The following is a 19,067-nucleotide window of genomic DNA, read 5'->3' on the forward strand; positions in this document are numbered from 1 at the left end:
CGGCCGGACCCCCCGGTCAGGCGCCGTCGTCGGCGATCTCGGCGCGCACCTGGCGGGCGGCCTCGACCAGGTGCCGCAAGGAGGCCCTGGTCTCCGGCCAGGCCCGCGTCTTCAGGCCGCAGTCGGGATTGACCCACAGCCGTTCCGCCGGGATGGCCGCCAGGCCCTTGCGGAGCAGCGCCGCGGCCTCGGCCACCGACGGGATCCGCGGCGAGTGGATGTCCCAGACGCCGGGGCCGACCTCGCGCGGGTAGTCGGCCCCCGCGAGCTCGTCGGCGACCTGCATGTGCGAGCGGGCCGCCTCCAGGCTGATGACGTCGGCGTCGAGGTCCTCGATGGCGTCCACGATGTCGCCGAACTCGGCGTAGCACATGTGCGTGTGGATCTGCGTGTCCGGCCGGACCCCGGCGGTGGTGAGCCGGAAGGACTCGGTGGCCCACGCCAGGTAGGCGGCGTGGTCGGCGGCGCGCAGCGGGAGGGTCTCCCGCAGCGCCGGTTCGTCGACCTGGATGACGGCGGTGCCGGCCGCCTCCAGGTCGTGCACCTCGTCGCGCAGGGCCAGCGCGACCTGCCGGGCGGTCTCGCCGAGCGGCTGGTCGTCGCGGACGAAGGACCAGGCGAGCATGGTGACGGGGCCGGTGAGCATGCCCTTGACGGGCCGGCCGGTCTGCGCCTGGGCGTACGTGGTCCAGCGCACGGTCATCGGGTCGGGGCGGGAGACGTCGCCGGCCAGGACGGGCGGGCGGACGTAGCGGGTGCCGTAGGACTGGACCCAGCCGTGCCGGGTGGCCAGGTAGCCGGTGAGCTGCTCGGCGAAGTACTGGACCATGTCGTTGCGTTCGGGCTCGCCGTGCACGAGGACGTCTATGCCGGCCTTCTCCTGGAAGGCCAGCACCTCCCGGATCTCGGCCTCGATGCGGTCCTCGTAGCCGGCCGTGTCGATGCGGCCGGCCCGCAGGTCGGCGCGGGCCGTGCGCAGTTCGGTGGTCTGCGGGAACGATCCGATGGTGGTCGTGGGCAGCGGCGGCAGGCCCAGGCGGGCGTGCTGGGCGCTCGCGCGCTCCCCGTACGGCTGGGAGCGGCGGCCGTCCGCGTCGGTGATCGCCGCGGTCCGGGCGCGCACGGCGGGGTCGCGGGTGACGGCGGATCCGGAGCGGGAGGCCAGGTCGGCCCGGTTGGCGGCGAGTTCGGCCGCGATCGCGCCGGTGCCGCCGGCGAGGCCACGGGCGAGCGTGGCGATCTCGGCGGTCTTCTGCCGGGCGAAGGCGAGCCAGCGCCTGACCTGCGGGTCGACGTCGCGTTCGACGGTGGCGTCCAGCGGGACGTGCAGCAGGGAGCAGGAGGCGGCCACGTCGACCTGGCCGGCGAGGCCCAGGAGGGTGCCGAGGGTGGCGAGGGACTTCTCCAGGTCGTTGATCCAGATGTTGCGGCCGTTGACGACGCCTGCGACGAGCCGCTTGCCGGGCAGCCCGCCGACGGCGGCGAGGTCGGCGAGGTTCGCGGCGGCGGCATCGGTGAAGTCCAGGGCGAGTCCGTCGACGGGGGCCTTGGCCAGCACCGGCAGGGCCTCGCCGAGCCGGTCGAAGTACGAGGCCACGAGCAGCTTCGGCCGCTCGCCCGGGGCGCCGAGCTCGCGGTACGCGCGGGCGGCGGCGTTCAGTTCGGCCGGGGTGCGGTCCTGCACGAGGGCGGGCTCGTCCAGTTGCACCCACTCGGCGCCGGCCGCGCGCAGGTCGGCCAGGACGCGGGCGTACACGGGCAGCAAGCGGTCGAGCAGGGTCAGGGGGGCGAAGTCGGCGGCGGCGCCGGGGGCGGGCTTGGCGAGCAGGAGGTAGGTCACCGGCCCGACCAGCACCGGGCGGGCGCCGTGGCCGAGCGCCAGCGCCTCTTCGAGCTCGCTGACCTGCTTCGAGGAGTCCGCCGTGAAGACGGTGTCCGGGCCGAGTTCCGGTACCAGGTAGTGGTAGTTGGTGTCGAACCACTTGGTCATCTCGAGCGGCGCGACGTCCTGGGTGCCGCGGGCCATGGCGAAGTAGCCGTCGAGGGCGTCGGTGTGCACGGCGGCGCGGTGGCGTTCGGGGACGGCGCCGACCATCACGCTGGTGTCCAGCACGTGGTCGTAGTACGAGAAGTCGCCGGTCGGCACCTCGGTGATGCCGGCGTCGGCCAGCTGCTGCCAGTTGGTCCGGCGCAGGTCGCGGGCGGTCTTGCGGAGGACTTCGGTGGTGACGCGGCCCTTCCAGTAGCCCTCGACGGCCTTCTTCAGTTCGCGGCTGCCGCCCTGGCGGGGGTAGCCGTACACGGTGGCCCGTACGGCCGTGGCTGCAGACTCTGTGGTCACGGAACTCTCCTTCGCGAGCGTGTCTCCATGGGCCCGGTGACGGGCCTGGGCTGCGAAGGGGTGCCGGACGGGCCGACCGTCCGTTGCGCGTACGTCTGAAGTACGCGCCGCGACGATCCGCCTGGAGCACGCCGACCCGCCCACGAGGTCACCGGGAAACCGGGCGCGGTCCTTCGCGCTCGGGCAACGGGCAGGTCTTCGGACTCGCGGGCACGCCTGCCGGTCTCCCGGCGGGCCCCTACTGGCCGTCGCTTCCCAGGACCGGTTCCGGTCCCAGTGCGTATGACGGCGGTCGTTCCCGCTCACCGCTGCGGGGCAGTCCCGGATTCCCACCGGGTTCCCTCTTACGACGCGTCCCGCCTGGCGGACGGGCGCGAACCAGCTGCCCGGCCAGAGTAGACGGCGTTCCCGACGGCCGCGGGCAAGGACCGGAACCGGTCATGGCGTGAAGTGGCTCACCCGGGCGCCGGTTAGCTCCCCCCTTGTCTGTTTCCGCGCTCGAACGTCCTGGTCAGGGCGTTACGTTGCTCCTCTCACGCCTGGAGCACCGGAGCGCCGGGTGCCCACCGAAAGACCGGGGAAGCATGGCCATTCGATCCTCCGCGGTATCCCGATGAGGCCGGGACCGGCCCAGCGGGCCGCCCTCGTCTGCGTCGTGGCCCTCGGCGTACTGACCGGGTGCTCGGCGGGTGACGACGCCGACGAAGTGGCGTACGCCGGGGACTACAGCAGCCACCCGCCGCTCGCCGTCGTCGGGTATCCGTCCAGGGACACGTTGGGGATCACCCAGCAGGTGGTGTGGCGGATCGCCGACGGCGGGGTCGGCGAGCTGGCGGCCCTGGGCGACGACCGGCAGGGCCAGGCCGCCACCCGGAAGACCGCCGAGAACTGGATCACCGCGTTCCGCACGGGTGCGGCCGGCAGGGTCACCGCGGAGTTCTACGACGAGGGTTCGTACCACCAGACGGTCGTGCTCTACCTGCACGACACCCACCAGGTCAAACAGCTCCACGTGCTGCCCGTGAGCGGGGATCGCGGGACCGTCTACCGGGTGAGCATGTCCGAGCCGGACCCCGCTGAGGCCACCGCCGTGGAGCCCTGGGTGCCGAAGACGCCCGGTGAGCTCGGTTCGAAGTCGGTCAGGTGACCTGATCGGGTCGGCTTCAGGCCGCAGGCGAAGGGCGCCGTCCCCGCGGACCACGCGGGGGCGGCGCCCTTCTCCGTCGGGGGCGCGGCCGTCAGTAGCGGTCCAGCAGGGTGGTCAGGACCTTGTAGAGGACCGATTCCTCGTCCGCCACGGCCTCCTCCGAGCGCCAGGCGACGAAGCCGTCCGGGCGGACGAGGACCGCCCCGGCCGCGGTCGTGCCGTGCGCCTCGGCCCAGTCGGCGCCGCTCGCGGGGATCAGGTCGGCCTCCGGTCCGGTGCCGATGGCGTAGGCGTCCAGGCGGACGTTCATCCGTTTGGCGACGGAGCCCGCCGCCCCGCTCCACGGCGTGCCCTCCGAGCTGAGCAGGACGAAGGACCGCTCGTAGAGGTCCACGGTGGACTTCGGCTGCTCCTCCCCGGGGACGTGGAGCCACATGTGCGGTGCGCGCGTGCCCGGTTCGCCGCGCAGACGCATCCGTTCGGGAACGACCGGCTGGTCGGGGTCGGTGCCCAGGACCGCGCCCTGGTTGTAGCGGTAGCCCATGGCCACGGACAGGACACCGCCCTGCCGTCCGCCCCCGCCCGGGGCGGTCTCGGGCTGGGCCTCGGGGACGGTCTCCGGGTCGGGTACGTACCCCGGGTGGCTGTGCTCGGCGGACCGGGCCGAGGCGCGTTCGCTCGTCGCCCGCGCCACCGGGAGCCGCTCGGCCTCGTACGTCTCCAGGAGCCCGGGGCCGGCCGCGCCGTCCAGGACCGCGGCGAGCTTCCAGGCCAGGTTGTGCGCGTCCTGGATACCGGTGTTGGAGCCGAACGCCCCGGTGGGGGACATCTCGTGGGCGGAGTCACCGGCCAGGAAGACCCGCCCGGCCACGTACCGCTGCGCGACCCGCTCGGCCGCGTGCCACGGGGCCTTGCCGGTGATCTCGACGTCCAGGTCGGGCGCGCCGACGGCCCGGCGGATGTGCTCGACGCAGCGCTCGTCGGTGAAGTCCTCCAGGGTCTCGCCGCGGTCGGGGTGCCACGGCGCGTGGAAGACCCACCGCTCCCTGTTGTCCACCGGCAGCAGGGCCCCGTCGGCGTCGGGCTTGGTCAGGTAGCACACGATGAAACGCCGGTCGCCGACCACGTCCGCGAGCCTGCGGGACCGGAAGGTGATGCTCACGTTGTGGAAGAGGTCCCCGGAACCGGTCTGGCCGATCCGGAGCGCCTCCCGCACCGGGCTGCGCGGCCCGTCGGCGGCGACGAGGTAGTCCGCGCGGACCGTGCTGTGCTCGCCGCTCTCGCGGTCCTTCACGAGGGCGGTCACACCGCCCGGGTCCTGTTCGAAGGAGAGGAGCTCGGTGGAGAACCGCAGGTCGGCCCCGAGTCCGGGGGTCACGGACATCAGGACCGGCTCGATGTCGTTCTGGCTGCACAGGCACCATGCCGACGGGCTGAAGCGGGCGAGCGCGCCCCCCGGGTCGATCTGCTCGAACAGCCACTCCTGGTCCTCACCGGTGAGGGAGCCGCCTTGCAGGATGCCGTGGTTGTCCGCCAGGACCGAGGCGGCCTCGCGGATGCGGTCCTCGACACGGGCGACGCGGAACAACTCCATGGTCCGTACGTTGATACCGCGTCCTCGCGGGTGCATCGAGGTACCCGCGTGCTTCTCGACCAGCATGTGGCCGATGCCGTGCCGGCCGAGGAAGAGCGAGGTGCACAGGCCCACCAGCGAGCCGCCCACGATGAGGACAGGGACGCGGTGGTCGACGTTTTCCTTCATGGCTCTTCCATGCCCTGTACGAGGGCGCTTCCCTCGCTCGTTCACCCGCTTGGTTCTCTCCTCTCGCGCCGAGGGGATTACGGGACAACGATCGGTTCGGGTGGCGCCGCCCTGTGGCGACCGTGTGGTCTCGAAGGAGTGTGAACGATGACAACCTTGTCGGAACGGATATCCCAGTCCGCCTTCGACGGCTCGAGGCTTCGGGTCGTGCTGCTGCTGGATCTGTACGACGGTGCGCAGAACCAGTTCCTGGAGGTCTACGAGCATCTCCGCAAGCAGGTGTCCTCCGTCCCCGGACACATCAGCGACGAGCTGTGCCAGTCGATCGAGAACCCCTCGCAGTGGCTCATCACCAGTGAGTGGGAGAGCGCGCCGCGGTTCCTGGACTGGGTCAACAGCGAGGAGCACGTCGCGTCGGTGCACCCGCTCCACGGCTGCGTACGGGACACGCGCTCGCTGCGCTTCAGCGTGCTGCGGGTGACCGGCAAGGACTCCGGGCCCGAGGCCCCCCTCTCCCCCGCCTCGCCCGGCGACGACCCCGGCTTCGGCCCCGACGCCGCCACCGCGCACTTCGCGGACCGGTCCGGGGACCGCCTCCAGGTCGCTCCGCGGCGCGGGGACGGCGTGGTCCGCCACGCGCTCACCTTCACCGTGAAGCCGGGCAGCGAAGCCGTCGTGGCGGAGCTGCTCGCCGGCTACACCTCCCCGCAGGCCCGGGTCGACGAGAACACCCGGCTGCGGCGCACCTCGCTCTTCATGCACGGGAACCGGGTCGTGCGGGCGGTTGAGGTGGAGGGCGACCTCCTCGCGGCGCTGCGCCACGTGGCCCTGCAACCCGAGGTCCGGGCTCTGGAGGAGGCCATCAACCCGTATCTGGAGCAGGACCGGGACCTGAGCGACCCGGGATCCGCGCGGCTGTTCTTCACCCGTGCGGCGCTCCCCGCGGTGCACCACGTGGCGGGCGCCGGCCGCGAGCACGCGGACGTCCGGCGGCACGCGCTGATCTACCCCGCCAAGAACGGGTGCGGCATGGAACTCGCCCGGCTGCTCGCCGGCCAGGACGAGACGGCCGTGGACGACCCGGCCAACCCCGTCGAGGCCAGCACCCTGTTCCAGCGCGACGACATCGTCGTCCGGCTCCTCGACATGCGCGGCCCGCTCGACGCCCGGCCCGCGCTGACGCTCGGCGTCGAGGGCGGCCACAGGGCGGCGGTGCTGGCCCGGCTGCTCGACAGCGCCAAGGACGGCGTCCCCACCACAGACCAGGAGATCTCACGCTTCCTCGCGCGCTCTGAAATGCGCCTGATCACCGACCGGCGTACGCCGGACCAAGCCTGAGGAGATGGCCGTCATGACCGCTCGACTGACCATGGAAGAACTGGCCGCCCTGATGAAGAAGGGGGCCGGTGTGAACGTCGACCCCGCGGCCATGGCGAGCCGCCCCGACTCGGGCTTCGACGAGTGGGGGCTCGACTCCCTGGGCCTCCTCGGCATCGTCGGCGAGCTGGAGAACCGGCACAGCCGGCCCCTGCCCCCCGACGCGGACCGGTGCAAGTCGCCGCGCGAGTTCCTGGACCTCGTCAACAACGCCCTGGCGACCAAGGCCTGACGCGATCGGACGGACGGGCACCGCCCGGCCGTCGTGCCGACGCCCCCGAGACCGGCTCGTCCCGCCGGTCTCGAGGCGTGTGGGCACCCGGGCGCGCCGGTGCCGGGTGGGTCAGGCTCAGGCGGGCACGGTGCACTCGAACGCGTGCAGGTACGGGTTGACCGGACGGATCTCGCCGATCACCAGACCCGCGTCCCGCATCCGGGCGCACAGGCTGTCCTTGGTGTGCTTCGCCCCGCCCACGTTGAGGAGCAGCAGCAGGTCCATGGCCGTGGTGAACTTCATCGACGGGGTGTCGTCGACCAGGTTCTCGATGATGACGACCCTGGCACCGGGGCGGGCCACGGAGACGACGTTGTGCAGGGTCCTGCGGGTGCTCTCGTCGTCCCATTCGAGGATGTTCTTGATGATGTACATGTCGGCCTCGACCGGGATGGCCTCGCGGCAGTCCCCGGGGACGATGCCGGCCCGCTCGGCGAGCGGGCCGCCGTCGCGCAGGCGGGGATCCGCCTTCGCCACGACACCCGGCAGGTCGAGCAGGACGCCGCGCACCGTCGGGTGCTTCTCCAGCAGGCTCGCCAGTACGTGCCCCTGGCCGCCGCCGATGTCCGCGACGACGGAGACCCCGGTGAGGTCGAGGAGCTCCGCGACGTCCAGCGCCGACTGCATGCTGGAGGTCGTCATGGCCCGGTTGAACACGTGGGCCGACTCGTGGGCGTCCTCGTGCAGGTACTGGAAGAAGCCCTTGCCGTAGAGGTCCTGGAAGACGCTCCCGCCGGACCGCACGGCGTCGTCGAGGCGCGGCCAGGCCTGCCAGGTCCAGGGTTCCGTGCACCACAGGGAGATGTAGCGCAGGCTCTGCGGGTCGTCCTCGCGCAGCAGCCGGGACATCTCCGTGTGGACGAACTTCCCGTCCTCGGTCTCTTCGAAGATCCCGTAGCAGGTCAGCGCGCGGAGCAGCCGTTCCAGGGGCCGGGGCTCGCAGTTCAGCGCCGCGGCGAGCTCGGCGGCGGTGGCGGGCTCCGCGCCGAGGGCGTCGGCCACGCCGAGGCGGGCGGCGGCCCGTACGGCTCCGGCGACGGCCGCCCCGAAGACGAGCTCCCGCAGCCGCATGGCGGGCTGGGGGGTGTGGGGAGGAACGGGGACGGTGGCGGGGGTGGAGGTGGAACTTACCGTGGTCATAGGGCCTCGCTTCTTCCGGTGAGGTGGAGCACGGTCAGCACATCCCGGCCGGTACGGAGGTCCCGCACCGGTTGTCGACGAACCGGTTGCCCGTTCCGGTGCCCCGGTTGGCCAGGTCGGCCGGCTGGTTGTCCCGCACCACGTTGTCCTGGATGACGTTGTCGGTGTTCGTCGCGCCCACGAAGCTCTTGAACAGCAGGATCCCGCCCGAGAGGGGGGAGGCGCCGACGTTGCCGCGGATGGAGTTCGAGCTGACGACCGTCTCCTCGGCACCGGTGAGGACGATGCCGACGCCCTGGATGTCGGGGAGACGGGCGTTGCCCTTGCAGAACTTGTTGTTCTCGTGGATCACGTTGCCGTCGATGGTCATGTCTCCGGCCCCCGGATCGCCCTCGTCGCCGACGACGAAGATGCCGCCGCAGTTGCCGGTGAGGGTGTTGCTGCTGACGGAGAGGTTCCGCACCCGCCTGACCGTGACGCCGATCCGGTTGCCGGTCAGGGTGTTGCGCCGGACCACCGCGCCCAGGGTGTCGGTGGCGCCGCCCTCCCGGTCGACCGTGTTGGCGATGAAGATGCCCGACTCGGTGTTGTTGCGGGCGACGTTGTCGCGGAAGACCCCGCGGGTGGACCGCTCCTGGGCGATGCCCCAGGTGCCGTTCTTCTCGGAGATCACCCGCTCGACGCTCAGCCGGTCGGTGTAGGAGGCCCAGATGCCGTTCCGCTTGAAGCCCGAGACGGTCAGGCTGCGGATCTTCACCCGGTTCACGCTCTGCTCGGGCGTCCCCATGACGCAGATGCCGGTGTCGGCCTGCGAGCAGGCGGTGGCCGCGCGCTCGGGGGCCGCCGGCGCGCCCGGCGCGGCCTGGGCCGCTGCGGCCGGATCCTCGGGGACGGCGGGGGCCGCGGGTGTGACCGGTGCCGCGGGGACGGCGGGGGCCGCGGGTGCGACCGCTGCCGCGGGTGAGGCCGCCCCGGCCTCCGCGGCCGGTGGCCTGATCACCGTACGGCTGCCGTATCCCCGCAGGGTCAGCCGCTTCGTGATCAGCACGTTCTCGTAGTAGGTGCCGGGCATCACGGTGATGATGTCGCCCGGTCGTGCGGAGTCCACCGCGTCCTGGATCGAGTCGCCCGGGTGCACTCGGCGTCCGGCTGCGGCGGCGGGTGGCGCGGCCACGCCGAGCCCTGCGGCCATGACGACTGCGATGCACGTGAGGGACTTGAGTTGTCGGTTCGTCACGATGCAGAAGTTATGGGCGATTAGAGCAATTCGCCACACCGGGTGAGCGGAAGGACACATGCCGTGCGCAAACGGCGCAATTTGACCTCCTCAGGGGTGGCGGCCCACCCCGGACCGACGGGCTCGCGCCCCCGCGCCGTGACGCCTCGTCACCCGGAGCCCGGGAGCACGCCACGGGCCGTTGCCCGCGCTCGCACGCCCGTGCTGGTCGCAGGGGGTTTCCCGGGCGCCGCGGCAAGGGGCAACGGGCAACCCGTCGACCCCGGCACCCGGCGGGGGCAGGCTGAAGTCGTCCGCAGGAGGCAAGAACCACCAGGGGAAATCATGCACAAGACGTTCCGCGGCCTCGCCGCTCTCGCGACCGCCGCCACCGCCGTCCTCGCGCTCAGCGGCTCCGTCGAGGCCAAGCCTGTCGACGCGTGGGCCGGATGCCCGGAGGGGGCGGTCTGCATCTACCCTCAGAACCAGAACCCCGCCGTCAAGCCGACCCACGTCTTCTACTCGTACGGGGCCCACAACCTGAGCGATCAGTTCGGGAACCACTGGGTGCTCAACAACCAGTACGGCGGTGCGACCGCAAACCTGTGCACCGGCTACAACGGCGCGGGCTGCGGCAACCCCATCGCCGCCAAGACCGGTGTCTACGCCGACCTCACGCCGATCAACTCGGTCCGGCTCAACCGGTAGCACCCGGACGGCGAGGACTGCCGGAGCCGCCCGGCGGGCGGCTCCGGGGGTTCCTGTGCTCGTCATACCGGCTGGAAGATCCGGGTTTTAGCCCCACCCTCGCGGTAGCCTGGGCAGCGCCATCTCGCTGCCTGGGCGCGCATTGCCATGGGGGATGTTTTGGGGGATCCGGACCGCCGGCGGAACACCGACCACCCGTACGAATCCGAAGCCGCCGCGGTGCACTTCCCCGCGCAGCTGAGACGTCTGCGGGTGCAACGCGGCCTGTCCCTCGCGGACCTCGCACGGCAGACGCACTACAGCAAGGGCTACCTCAGCAAGATCGAGACCGGCTCGAAGCGCGTCACCGTCGACGTCGCGCGGCGCTGCGACGACGTGCTGCGCGCGGGAGGTGAACTGCTGCGGATGGTCCGGGAGACGGGTCCGCCCCGGGCCGGGGGCGACGTCGCCGCCGGCCCGGCGCGTCCGTCCGACGCCGGGCCGGCGGCGGACGGCGAGTGTCCGTACCGCGGGCTGCCGGCCTTCACGGCGGGGGACGCCGGGTGGTTCTTCGGCCGGGAGCGGGCCACGGCCGAGTTGGTCGAACGGGTCTTCGAGCGGATCGGCGCGGGCCCCCTGATGCTGGTCGCCCCCTCGGGCGCGGGCAAGTCCTCGCTGCTCAACGCCGGTCTCGTGCCGGCGCTGCGACGCGGCGGGGGCTTCCCCATGCCGGGCGCCGACAGGTGGCCGGTGGTGCGGTTCACGCCCACCGCGCACCCGCTGGAGGAGCTGCTGGACCGCGCCGCGAAGGTGCTGGGCGGTGATCTCGGCATCACCGCACGGGAGTTGCGGGACCGTCCGCACGCGCTGCTCGAAGCCGTCCGCCGGCTCTCGGACCGTCCCCCGGGCGGTTGCGGGGACCGGCGTCCGCCGCCCCCGCGTCCGGTGCTGCTCGTCGACCAGTTCGAGGAGCTGTTCACGCTCTGCTCCGACGAGGACGAGCGGCGCGCGTTCGTCCGGGTGCTCTGCGCGCTGGCCGCGTCCGGTCCGGCGACGCCGGTCGGTCACGACCCCGCCGTCGTGGTGCTCGGCGTCCGGGCGGACTTCTCCGGGAACTGCCTGGACCTTCCGGAGCTGGCCCCGGTCTTCACCGGCGGGCTGTTCGTGCCGCCCCCGATGTCCCCGACGGAGCTGCGGGAAGCGATCACCCGGCCGGCCGAACTCGCCGGTCTCACCCTCGAACCGGGCCTGGTCCCGCTGCTGCTGCGCGACGTCGGACTGCGCGACGATCCGCCGGACCGGACGCCCTCCGGCGCGCTGCCGCTGCTCTCCCACGCGCTGATGGCCACCTGGCGCCAGCGCGAGGGCGCCACCCTGACCGTCGCCGGGTACGAGCGCACCGGCGGCATCCAGGGGGCGATCGCCCGCACGGCCGAGGAGGTGTTCACCCGCCTGTACCCGGCGGAGCAGCACACGCTGCGCCGCGCCCTGGTACGGCTGGTGCACGTGGCCGACGGCACGGGCGCGGCGCGGCGCCGGATGGGCCGGGCCGCCCTGATGGGACAACTGGCCGACGCGGGCCCCGCCGCGGCCGCGCTCGACGCCTTCGTACGGGCCCGCCTGATCACGATGGACAGCGACACCGTGGAGATCACCCACGAGGCGCTGCTGCACGCCTGGCCACGGCTGCGCGGCTGGATCCACGCCGACCGGGCCGGGCTCCTGATCCACCAGCAACTGGCCCACGCCGCCGCCGAGTGGGAGCGCGAGGGCCGCGATCCCTCGGCGCTCTACCGCGGGACCCGGCTGGACACCGCCCTCTCCTGGGCCGACGAGCTGGACGGCAGGAGCCGGCTGGCCCCCCTGGAGGCCGCGTTCCTCCGGGCCGGCCGGGAGGCGCACGACAGCCGCGCGCGGCAGGCCGCGCGCCAGGTGCGGCTGCGCCAGCGGATGCTGGCCACGCTCGTCGTGCTGCTGGTGCTCGCGGTGGGCGCCGGCGGCCTGGCCTACCAGCAGCGCGCGGGGGCGCTCGGCCAGGAGCGGGTCGCGCGTTCGCGGGCGCTCGCCCTGCAGTCGGCGGCGCTGGCCGCCGGCCAGCCGGAGGCGTCGATGCGGCTCGCCGGGGAGGCCTACCGGACCGCGCCGACGAGCGAGGCCCGGGGCGCCCTGCTGAGCACCCAGTCCCAGCCGTTCATCGCCCGCCTGGGCGGCCACGCCGGGCCGGTCAACGCGGTGGCCTTCTCGCCGGGCAACGGCGCGCTGGCGACGGCCGGTTCCGACGGGACGGTGACCCTGCGCCGGGTGGCCGACCACCGCACCCTCGCCACCTTCACCATGCCCGGGCGGGTCCGGGCGGTCGCCGTCAGTCCCGACGGGCGGACCCTCGCGGCCGCCTCCACGGACGGGCCGTCGCGGCTCTGGGACACCGTGACCCGCCGTCCGACGGGAGTGCTCCCCGCGAACACGGCGGGCGCCCGGGCCGTGGCCTTCGCCCCGGACGGGCGGACGTTGGCGGTCGCCGGCGCCGACGGGACGGTCCGGCTGTGGGAGACCGCCGGTGACCACCGCGCCGTCGCCTCCCTGACGGGTCACACCGGGCGGGTCAACGCCCTCGCGTACGCCCCGGACGGCCGGACGCTGGTCTCGGCCGGCGCCGACCGGACCGTACGGCTGTGGGATCCGGCGGAGGTCCGACCGCCGGCCGTGCTCACCGGGCACACCGGCGAGGTGCTGGGGGCGGCGTTCGCCCCGGACGGCCGCACGGTCGCCACGGGGGGCGTGGACCGGACCGTACGGCTGTGGGACGTGACCGGGCGGCGGACGGCCGCGACGCTGACCGGGCACAGCGACGACGTCAACGGCGTCGCCTACACGCCGGACGGGACGACGGTCGTCAGCGCGGGCGGCGACGGGACGACCCGGCTGTGGGACGTGGCCGGGGGCCGGCTGACGGCGACCCTGGCGGGGCACACCGACTACGTGCTCGGGGTGGCCGTGGACCAGCGCGGGGCGGTGCTGGCCACCGCCGGGTTCGACCAGTCGGTGGTGCTGTGGGACCTGCGGGGCGCGGCGCTGGCCGCGCGGCCGTTCACGGAGATCTGGCACGCCTCGTACAGTCCGGACGGGAAACTGCTGGCGACCGCGGAGGCGGATCACCGGGTGCGGCTGTGGGACGTGGCGGAGCGCAGGGTGCTGGCCACCTTCGAGGGGCACAGCGAGACGGTGTTCTCGGTGGCCTTCTCCCCCGACGGCCGGACGCTCGCCTCGGCCGGCTCCGACGGCACCGTACGGCTGTGGGACGTCGCGGCGGGCGGTCCGTCGGCCACGCTCGCCGGGCTGGGCGGCACCGTGTTCGCGGTGGCGTTCTCCCCGGACGGGCGGACGCTCGCCTCGGCCGGCTCCGACGGCACCGTACGGCTGTGGGACGTCGCGGCGCGCCGCCCGCTCGCCGTCCTCACGGGGCACACGGATTTCGCCAACGACGTGGCGTTCAGCCCCGACGGACGCACGCTGGCGAGCGGCGGCGACGATCTGACGGTCCGTCTCTGGGAGGTGGCGGCGCGCCGTCCGCTGGCCGCCCTGACGGGTCATACGGGAGCGGTGCGAGGGGTGGCCTTCAGCCCGGACGGGCGGACCCTGGCCAGCAGCGGCAACGACGGGACCGTACGGCTGTGGGACGCGGTGCGCCACCGCTTCCGGGCGGCGCTGTCCGGCCACACCGGCTCCGCGCGGGGCATCGCCTTCTCCCCGGACGGGCGGACACTGGCGAGCAGCGGCAACGACCGTACGGTGCGGCTGTGGGACGTGGCGGGGCGCCGGACGGTGGCGGCGCTGTCCGGCCACGCGAGCGCGGTGTGGGGGGTGGTGTTCGCCCCCGACGGGCGGACGGTGGCCAGCAGCAGCACGGACGGAATGGTACGGCTGTGGAACCTGGACGTGGGGGCGCGGTTGACGGCGATCGACGGGTTGCGGAAGGGCCCGACCGGCCGGGGATTGGCTGATCCGAACCGGAGTTGACGAGGCGGACGTCCATACTCGGCCACAGTTTGGCTGAAATTCCTTTGCAGAAAACGTTGCTGCGAACCCCCGTATCAATAGTACGATTTCCACCGAACATGTGCCCTTGGCAACCATCGACCCGGACCTCGACCATCCTGTTCTGCCGCCAAGGGCGCATGCCGCATTGCTGCTTGTCCACCGGCACCGTCAGGTGCACGGCCGAGGTCACAAACCTTGACGGGCGGGATACGGACGGTGTGCGCAACACGCGTGCCGGCCGCTCCGTCGGCAACACCTAGGGGAGTATTTTTCGTGTCTCACATGCGCAAGATCGTCGTTGCAGCCATCGCCGTTTCGCTCACCACCGTCGGGATTACGGCCAGCGCCTCGGCGGACCCCACGAAGGACGCGAAGGCCCAGGTCTCGGCCGCCGAGGCCGGCATCACCGGCACCTGGTACAACCAGCTGGGCTCGACCTTCATCGTGACCGCGAACGCGGACGGCGGCCTCACCGGCACCTACGAGTCGGCCGTCGGCAACGCCGAGAGCCGTTACGTCCTGACCGGCCGTTACGACGCCGCCCCGGCCGACGGCACCGGCACCGCCCTCGGCTGGACGGTGGCCTGGAAGAATAACTACCGCAACGCCCACTCCGCCACGACGTGGAGCGGCCAGTACGTCGGCGGCGCCGAGGCGAAGATCAACACCCAGTGGCTGCTGACCTCCGGCACCACCGCGGCCGACGCCTGGAAGTCCACCCTGGTCGGCCACGACACCTTCACCAAGGTGAAGCCGTCCGCCGCCGCCATCGACGCGGCCAAGAAGGCCGGCGTCAACAACGGCAACCCGCTCGACGCCGTCCAGCAGTAGGACGCGTCCGGGCACCCAGGTGCCGAGACGCCGAACCGAACGCGTGCGGGCCGTCCGGAGGGATCCTCCGGACGGCCCGTCCGTCCGCGGACCCGCCCCGGCGCCGTCCACGCGAGACGCGTCTCACACAGGTTCGTCCCCGGCGGGTGTTCAGCGTGATCATGACGGCTTGATACCGTCGGTCGGGGGAAGGTGGAATTGACGTGATGGTGGCAATGCCCGTGGGCAGTGTGGATCTTTTCGACCAGGGGTACGCACTCGACCCCTATCCGGCGATGGCGGCACTCCGCGCGAAAGAACCCGTGAAGTACGACGAGAACACGGGGCTTTGGCTGATAAGCCGGTACGAGGACGTGCGCTCCGTTCTCCTCGACCCGGAGAATTTCCTTCCGGATAATGCGATCGACGCCGTCGGGCGCTTCTCGGTACCGACGCTGCGCGCCCTCGCACGGGTCAAGTTCGACCTTCCGCAAACGCTTGCAAACAACAGCTCGGACAGCCACGCCGGTTATCGGCGCATCATGACGAAGCTGTTCAACGCCCAGGCCGTCAACGCCTCGGTTCCGATGGTCGAGAAGGTCGTGGCGGAGGCGCTCGACGACGTCGAGCGGCGGCTGGCCACCGACGGCGCGTGCGACCTGGCGACGACCATCGCGCGGGACGTGCCCTTCCGGGTGATGCTGCGGCTGCTCGGTCTGGAATCGGCCATCGACGTGGACATCGACACCCTGGCCCGGTGGAGCGACGCCTCCCTGGAGCTGTTCTGGGGGCGGCCGCGGGGCGAGCGCGAGGTGGCGCTGGCCCGCGAGGCCGCCGAGTTCTACGCCTGGCTCACCGCGCTCGTCTCGCAGCCCGCGCCCGAGGAGGCCACGCTGCTCGGCGCGCTCGCCGCGCACCGGCTGCCGGACGGGGAGCCGCTGGGCGTGACCCAGAAGGCCGCGGTGGTCTACTTCATGATCATCGCCGGTCAGATGACGACCACCCAGATGCTCAGCACCATGTACCGAAGGGCCCTCCAGGAGCCCGGCCTGTGGCGGCGGTTCGCCGAGGCGCCGGCGGCCGTCGAGCCCTGGACCGAGGAGGTGCTGCGGCGCGATCCGCCCATCACCACCTGGCGCAGGGTCACCGGCCGGCCGATGACCCTGTCCGGCGTGGATCTGCCGGCCGGGGCGCCGCTGCTGCTGATGCTCTCGTCCACCGGTTCGGACACCGAGGTCTTCGAGAACCCCGAGCAGCTCTGTCCGCACCGGCCCAACGTCCGCAAGCACCTGTCCTTCGGCGTGGGGCGGCACCGCTGCTCCGGCGCCGAGCTGGCCCGGATGGAGGCCGACGTGGTGATGCGGATGACGGCCGAGCGGCTCCCGGACCTCAGGCTCTCGGACCGGTCCTCGCCCGAGATGCTGGCCCTGCTCTCGTTCCGGGCCCCGCTCCAGGTGCTGGTGGAGCGGGGCTGAACGGGGCCCCGCCGCCCGGGAGTCCGGCCGGCGGTCAGGGCCGCGGCGCATGGCGTTCGAAGAGGGTGGCGATGCCGAGGCCGCCCGCCGCCCCGAGCGTGGCCAGGCCGTACCGGGCCCGGCCCGCCACGGGGTCCGTGTCCCCGAACATGTCCGAGAAGAGCCGGGTCACGAGGACGGCCCCCGAGGCGCCCCAGGGATGGCCCAGCGCGATGGCGCCGCCTCCGCGGTTGACCCGCTCCTCGGGGATGCCCAGTTCGTCCAGGCAGGCCAGTACCTGACCGGCGAACGCCTCGGTGAACTCCACCAGTTCGACGTCGGCGAGGTCGAGGCCGGGATTGCGCTCGAGCAGCCGGCGCACCGCCGGGACGGGACCCCAGCCGAGGATCTCCGGGTCGACGCCGGTCACCGTGGAGTCGGTGACCCGCAGCCCCCTGGTCAGGCCCAGTTCGCGGAACTTCCGCTCGGAGACCACGGCGACCATGGCCGCGCCGTCGTTGACCGGGCAGGAATTGCCGGCGGTGACGGTGCCGCCCTCGACGAACGCGGGCCGCAGCCGGGCGAGCTTCTCCAGGCTGGTGTCCGGCCTCGGGCACTCGTCCGCCGTCACGGTCACGGTGCCCGCCTTGCCGACGCGTACGTCCACGGGCACCAGCTCGGCCGCGTGGCGTCCCGCCCGGGCTGCCTCGACCGCCTTGCGGTGGCTGGCGAGCGCGAACCGGTCCTGGCGTTCCCGGGTGATCCCGCCCCGCCGGGCCACGTTCTCCCCGGCGACCCCCATGTCGGGGTCCCCGAACTCGGCGGGCACGAAGTGCGGGCGGGCGTAGAACCGCGGTGTCCCGTGCGGGACGGCCGGGCGCTCCACCCGCCAGGGTGCGGTGCTGGCGCTCTCCGCGCCGCCGGCCAGGACGACGTCCGCCGCGCCCGCCGCCACCAGCCGTGCCGCCAGGTTGACGGCCTCCAGACCGCTGCCGCACTGCCGGTCGACGGTGATCGCCGGCACCTCGATGCCCAGGCCCGCGGTGAGCGCGGCGTACCGGGCGGGGTTGCCGCCGGAGCCCCCGGCATTGCCGACGATCACGTCGTCGACGTCGGCTCCGGTGAGCCCCAGGTCCTCCAGCACCGCCGTGAGGACGGGCCCGAGGAGCTCGTGGACCGGTGTGGTGGCGAAGGCGCCGCCGATCCGGCCGATCGGGGTCCGCCGCGCCGCCGCGACGATGGGCAGCTGCCCGTTCACATGACCTCCCGCATACCGTGGCGACCGTCGAGGAGGATGTCCCGCACCCGCCCGTGGTCGATCTTTCCGCTGGACGTGTAGGGCAGCGCGTCCGTCTCGAACAGCCGCCTGGGGCACTTCTGCCGCGACACGTGGGCCGCGGCCCGGTCGCGTACCTCCGTCAGCGCGAGGCGCGCCTCGCCGTGCCACCGGACCACCGCGCACACCAGGTCGCCCCAGTGCTCGTCGGGCAGTCCGACCACGGCGGCCTCGGCGATCTCCTCCAGCTGGAGGAGGGCCGCCGTGACCTCCTCCGGGTGCACGTTGAGCCCGCCGCTGATCAGCATTCCCTTCTTCCTGCCGACGAGGTGGAGGTAGCCTCGCTCGTCGACGCGGCCGATGTCGCCGACCGTGAACCAGCCGTCCCGGTCCGGGCCTTCGCCGTCCTCGGCCGACAGGTAGCGGGTGAAGAGCATGTCGCTGCGCACGTGCACCTGGCCCGGCTCGTTCACGCCGACCTCCTCGCCCGAGGGCGAGCGCAGCGACAGCTCGACCCCGGACGCGGGCCTGCCGACCGACTCCCGCGGGCCGTCGTCGTCCCCGTGGAGGACGGAGACCAGGCTGAGTTCCGTGGCCCCGTAGAACTCCACGGCGTCGGCGTTCGGGAAGAGCTCCCCGGCCTGGGCGCGGCGGGCCGGGGACCATTTCGCGCCCACCGAGAGCAGCGAGCGCACGCCGGGGAAGCGCCGGCCGGGGTGGCGGCGCGCGTGGTCGAGCAGCGCCTGGAACATGGTGGGCACCAGGTAGAGCCGGGTGACGCAGTGGCGCTCGACGGCGTCGAGCGCGCGGCCCGCGTCGAAGGCGGGCATGAGGCAGACGCTCGCCCCGACGTGCAGTCCGTGGACCAGGCCGAAGAGGAAGTGCGAGTGGGCCAGGGAGCCCGGCAGCAGGACGGTGTCGCTCGCGTCGATGCCGAACTCGTCGGTGTAGCGGTCGAAGGTGCGCAGCCAGGACCGGTGCGAGCGGACGACGCCCTTGGGCCGGCCGGTGCTCCCCGAGGTGTAGCCGACGTAGAAGGGGGCGCTGTCGGGCACCTCGGCGAACTCCGCGGGGCCGTCGGGGTCCTGCCCGCCGCCGTGATCGCGCAGCCAGGCCTCGAAGCGGGGTCCGGGCACCTCCAGCAGGCCGGCGGGGGGTACGTACCGCGTGAGCGGTTCGCCGGCGTGCTCGCAGAACAGCCGGGAGGGCGGTGTGGCGCGCAGGACGGCGGCCAGTTCGGCGTCGCTCCACGCCGGGTCGAGGACCATGACCGGGATGCCGGCGACGGCCGCGCCGAGGAATATGCGCGGGAACTCCTCGCGGTTGCCGAGGAGTACGGCGATCCGGACCTCGGGGCCGGGACGCGGGCCGAACTCGGCGCGCAGGGCCCGGGCGACGGTGAGCGCGCCGTGCCGCAGCGCGTCGTAGCTCCACCGTCGCCCGGGTTCCCCGCCGATGGCGAGGGCGGTCCGGCCGGGTGTTGTCGTGGTGTTCGAGAGGAACCCACCGGCGATCGTCATGACGGTCTCCCTCACTCGGCCCGGG

Annotated in this window: 13 protein-coding genes and 1 riboswitch; of the genes, 7 read left to right on the plus strand and 6 right to left on the minus strand. The window is 73.0% G+C overall.

Translation table 11 applies throughout. The features are described from left to right. Positions 1 to 16: 16 nt before the first annotated feature. A complete protein-coding gene (metE, locus tag ACFYP3_RS25175; RefSeq protein WP_388836599.1) occupies positions 17 to 2,341 on the minus strand; it encodes a 5-methyltetrahydropteroyltriglutamate--homocysteine S-methyltransferase in 2,325 nt (774 codons plus the stop codon). Positions 2,342 to 2,533: 192 nt separating this feature from the next. After that, a riboswitch (cobalamin riboswitch) is annotated at positions 2,534 to 2,688 on the minus strand. Between the two features lie 266 nt (positions 2,689 to 2,954). Between metE and ACFYP3_RS25180 the strand changes: the two genes are divergently transcribed. Beyond that, positions 2,955 to 3,488: a hypothetical protein gene (locus ACFYP3_RS25180; RefSeq protein ID WP_388836602.1), complete on the plus strand. Its 534-nt coding sequence runs from the start codon at positions 2,955 to 2,957 to the stop codon at positions 3,486 to 3,488. 91 nt (positions 3,489 to 3,579) lie between these two features. On the opposite strand, the gene ACFYP3_RS25185 is transcribed toward ACFYP3_RS25180, so the two are convergent. Then, entirely contained in the window at positions 3,580 to 5,295 is a 1,716-nt protein-coding gene (locus ACFYP3_RS25185) for an FAD-dependent oxidoreductase (RefSeq protein ID WP_388836605.1), read from the minus strand. 102 nt (positions 5,296 to 5,397) lie between these two features. On the opposite strand from ACFYP3_RS25185, the gene ACFYP3_RS25190 reads away from it, so the two are divergent. Both ACFYP3_RS25190 and ACFYP3_RS25195 read left to right on the plus strand, forming a co-directional pair. Then, positions 5,398 to 6,588, plus strand: a complete 1,191-nt coding sequence (locus tag ACFYP3_RS25190) for a SchA/CurD-like domain-containing protein (protein WP_388836608.1) — start codon at positions 5,398 to 5,400, stop codon at positions 6,586 to 6,588. Between the two features lie 13 nt (positions 6,589 to 6,601). Beyond that, complete coding sequence (locus tag ACFYP3_RS25195; protein WP_388836611.1) at positions 6,602 to 6,859, plus strand: acyl carrier protein; 258 nt, start codon at positions 6,602 to 6,604, stop codon at positions 6,857 to 6,859. Between the two features lie 117 nt (positions 6,860 to 6,976). Here the strand turns inward: ACFYP3_RS25195 and ACFYP3_RS25200 are convergent, their stop codons facing one another. Together ACFYP3_RS25200 and ACFYP3_RS25205 are read right to left on the minus strand one after the other, a co-directional pair. Beyond that, positions 6,977 to 8,041, minus strand: coding sequence for a methyltransferase (locus tag ACFYP3_RS25200; RefSeq protein WP_388836614.1), 1,065 nt, complete (start codon positions 8,039 to 8,041; stop codon positions 6,977 to 6,979). 34 nt (positions 8,042 to 8,075) lie between these two features. Beyond that, positions 8,076 to 9,278, minus strand: coding sequence for a nitrous oxide reductase family maturation protein NosD (locus tag ACFYP3_RS25205; RefSeq protein ID WP_388836617.1), 1,203 nt, complete (start codon positions 9,276 to 9,278; stop codon positions 8,076 to 8,078). A 324-nt stretch (positions 9,279 to 9,602) separates the two neighbouring features. Between ACFYP3_RS25205 and ACFYP3_RS25210 the strand changes: the two genes are divergently transcribed. The 4 genes from ACFYP3_RS25210 to ACFYP3_RS25225 all read left to right on the plus strand — a co-directional run bounded on the left by ACFYP3_RS25210 (position 9,603) and on the right by ACFYP3_RS25225 (position 16,267). Further along, positions 9,603 to 9,965, plus strand: coding sequence for a hypothetical protein (locus ACFYP3_RS25210; RefSeq protein ID WP_388836619.1), 363 nt, complete (start codon positions 9,603 to 9,605; stop codon positions 9,963 to 9,965). Positions 9,966 to 10,112: 147 nt separating this feature from the next. Further along, positions 10,113 to 13,961: a helix-turn-helix domain-containing protein gene (locus ACFYP3_RS25215; protein ID WP_388836622.1), complete on the plus strand. Its 3,849-nt coding sequence runs from the start codon at positions 10,113 to 10,115 to the stop codon at positions 13,959 to 13,961. A 303-nt stretch (positions 13,962 to 14,264) separates the two neighbouring features. Further along, positions 14,265 to 14,813: a streptavidin gene (locus ACFYP3_RS25220; protein WP_030711706.1), complete on the plus strand. Its 549-nt coding sequence runs from the start codon at positions 14,265 to 14,267 to the stop codon at positions 14,811 to 14,813. A 206-nt stretch (positions 14,814 to 15,019) separates the two neighbouring features. Continuing rightward, the gene (locus ACFYP3_RS25225; RefSeq protein ID WP_388836627.1) at positions 15,020 to 16,267 is read left to right on the plus strand and encodes a cytochrome P450; all 1,248 of its coding nucleotides are present in this window, start codon (positions 15,020 to 15,022) and stop codon (positions 16,265 to 16,267) included. A 34-nt stretch (positions 16,268 to 16,301) separates the two neighbouring features. Here ACFYP3_RS25225 and ACFYP3_RS25230 read toward each other — a convergent pair whose 3' ends face one another. Together ACFYP3_RS25230 and ACFYP3_RS25235 are read right to left on the minus strand one after the other, a co-directional pair. Further along, positions 16,302 to 17,504 carry a thiolase family protein gene (locus tag ACFYP3_RS25230; RefSeq protein WP_388836630.1) on the minus strand — a complete coding sequence of 401 codons (1,203 nt, stop codon included), beginning with the start codon at positions 17,502 to 17,504 and terminating at the stop codon, positions 16,302 to 16,304. After that, a complete protein-coding gene (locus ACFYP3_RS25235) occupies positions 17,501 to 19,042 on the minus strand; it encodes an AMP-binding protein (RefSeq protein ID WP_388836633.1) in 1,542 nt (513 codons plus the stop codon). Before ACFYP3_RS25235 ends, ACFYP3_RS25230 begins: the two co-directional genes overlap by 4 nt. Positions 19,043 to 19,067: the final 25 nt, after the last annotated feature.

It is taken from the genome of Streptomyces sp. NPDC005533, assembly GCF_042871845.1.
In the GTDB taxonomy this organism is placed as follows: domain Bacteria; phylum Actinomycetota; class Actinomycetes; order Streptomycetales; family Streptomycetaceae; genus Streptomyces.

What these genes read in the sequence shown, in the direction of transcription:
- ACFYP3_RS25180 (WP_388836602.1), top strand. Translation starts at nt 2,955, where the DNA reads ATGAGGCCGGGACCGGCCCAGCGGGCCGCCCTCGTCTGCGTCGTGGCC.
- ACFYP3_RS25190 (WP_388836608.1), top strand. Translation starts at nt 5,398, where the DNA reads ATGACAACCTTGTCGGAACGGATATCCCAGTCCGCCTTCGACGGCTCG.
- ACFYP3_RS25195 (WP_388836611.1), top strand. Translation starts at nt 6,602, where the DNA reads ATGACCGCTCGACTGACCATGGAAGAACTGGCCGCCCTGATGAAGAAG.
- ACFYP3_RS25200 (WP_388836614.1), bottom strand. Translation starts at nt 8,041, where the DNA reads ATGACCACGGTAAGTTCCACCTCCACCCCCGCCACCGTCCCCGTTCCT.
- ACFYP3_RS25210 (WP_388836619.1), top strand. Translation starts at nt 9,603, where the DNA reads ATGCACAAGACGTTCCGCGGCCTCGCCGCTCTCGCGACCGCCGCCACC.
- ACFYP3_RS25215 (WP_388836622.1), top strand. Translation starts at nt 10,113, where the DNA reads ATGGGGGATGTTTTGGGGGATCCGGACCGCCGGCGGAACACCGACCAC.
- ACFYP3_RS25220 (WP_030711706.1), top strand. Translation starts at nt 14,265, where the DNA reads ATGCGCAAGATCGTCGTTGCAGCCATCGCCGTTTCGCTCACCACCGTC.
- ACFYP3_RS25225 (WP_388836627.1), top strand. Translation starts at nt 15,020, where the DNA reads ATGGTGGCAATGCCCGTGGGCAGTGTGGATCTTTTCGACCAGGGGTAC.
- ACFYP3_RS25235 (WP_388836633.1), bottom strand. Translation starts at nt 19,042, where the DNA reads ATGACGATCGCCGGTGGGTTCCTCTCGAACACCACGACAACACCCGGC.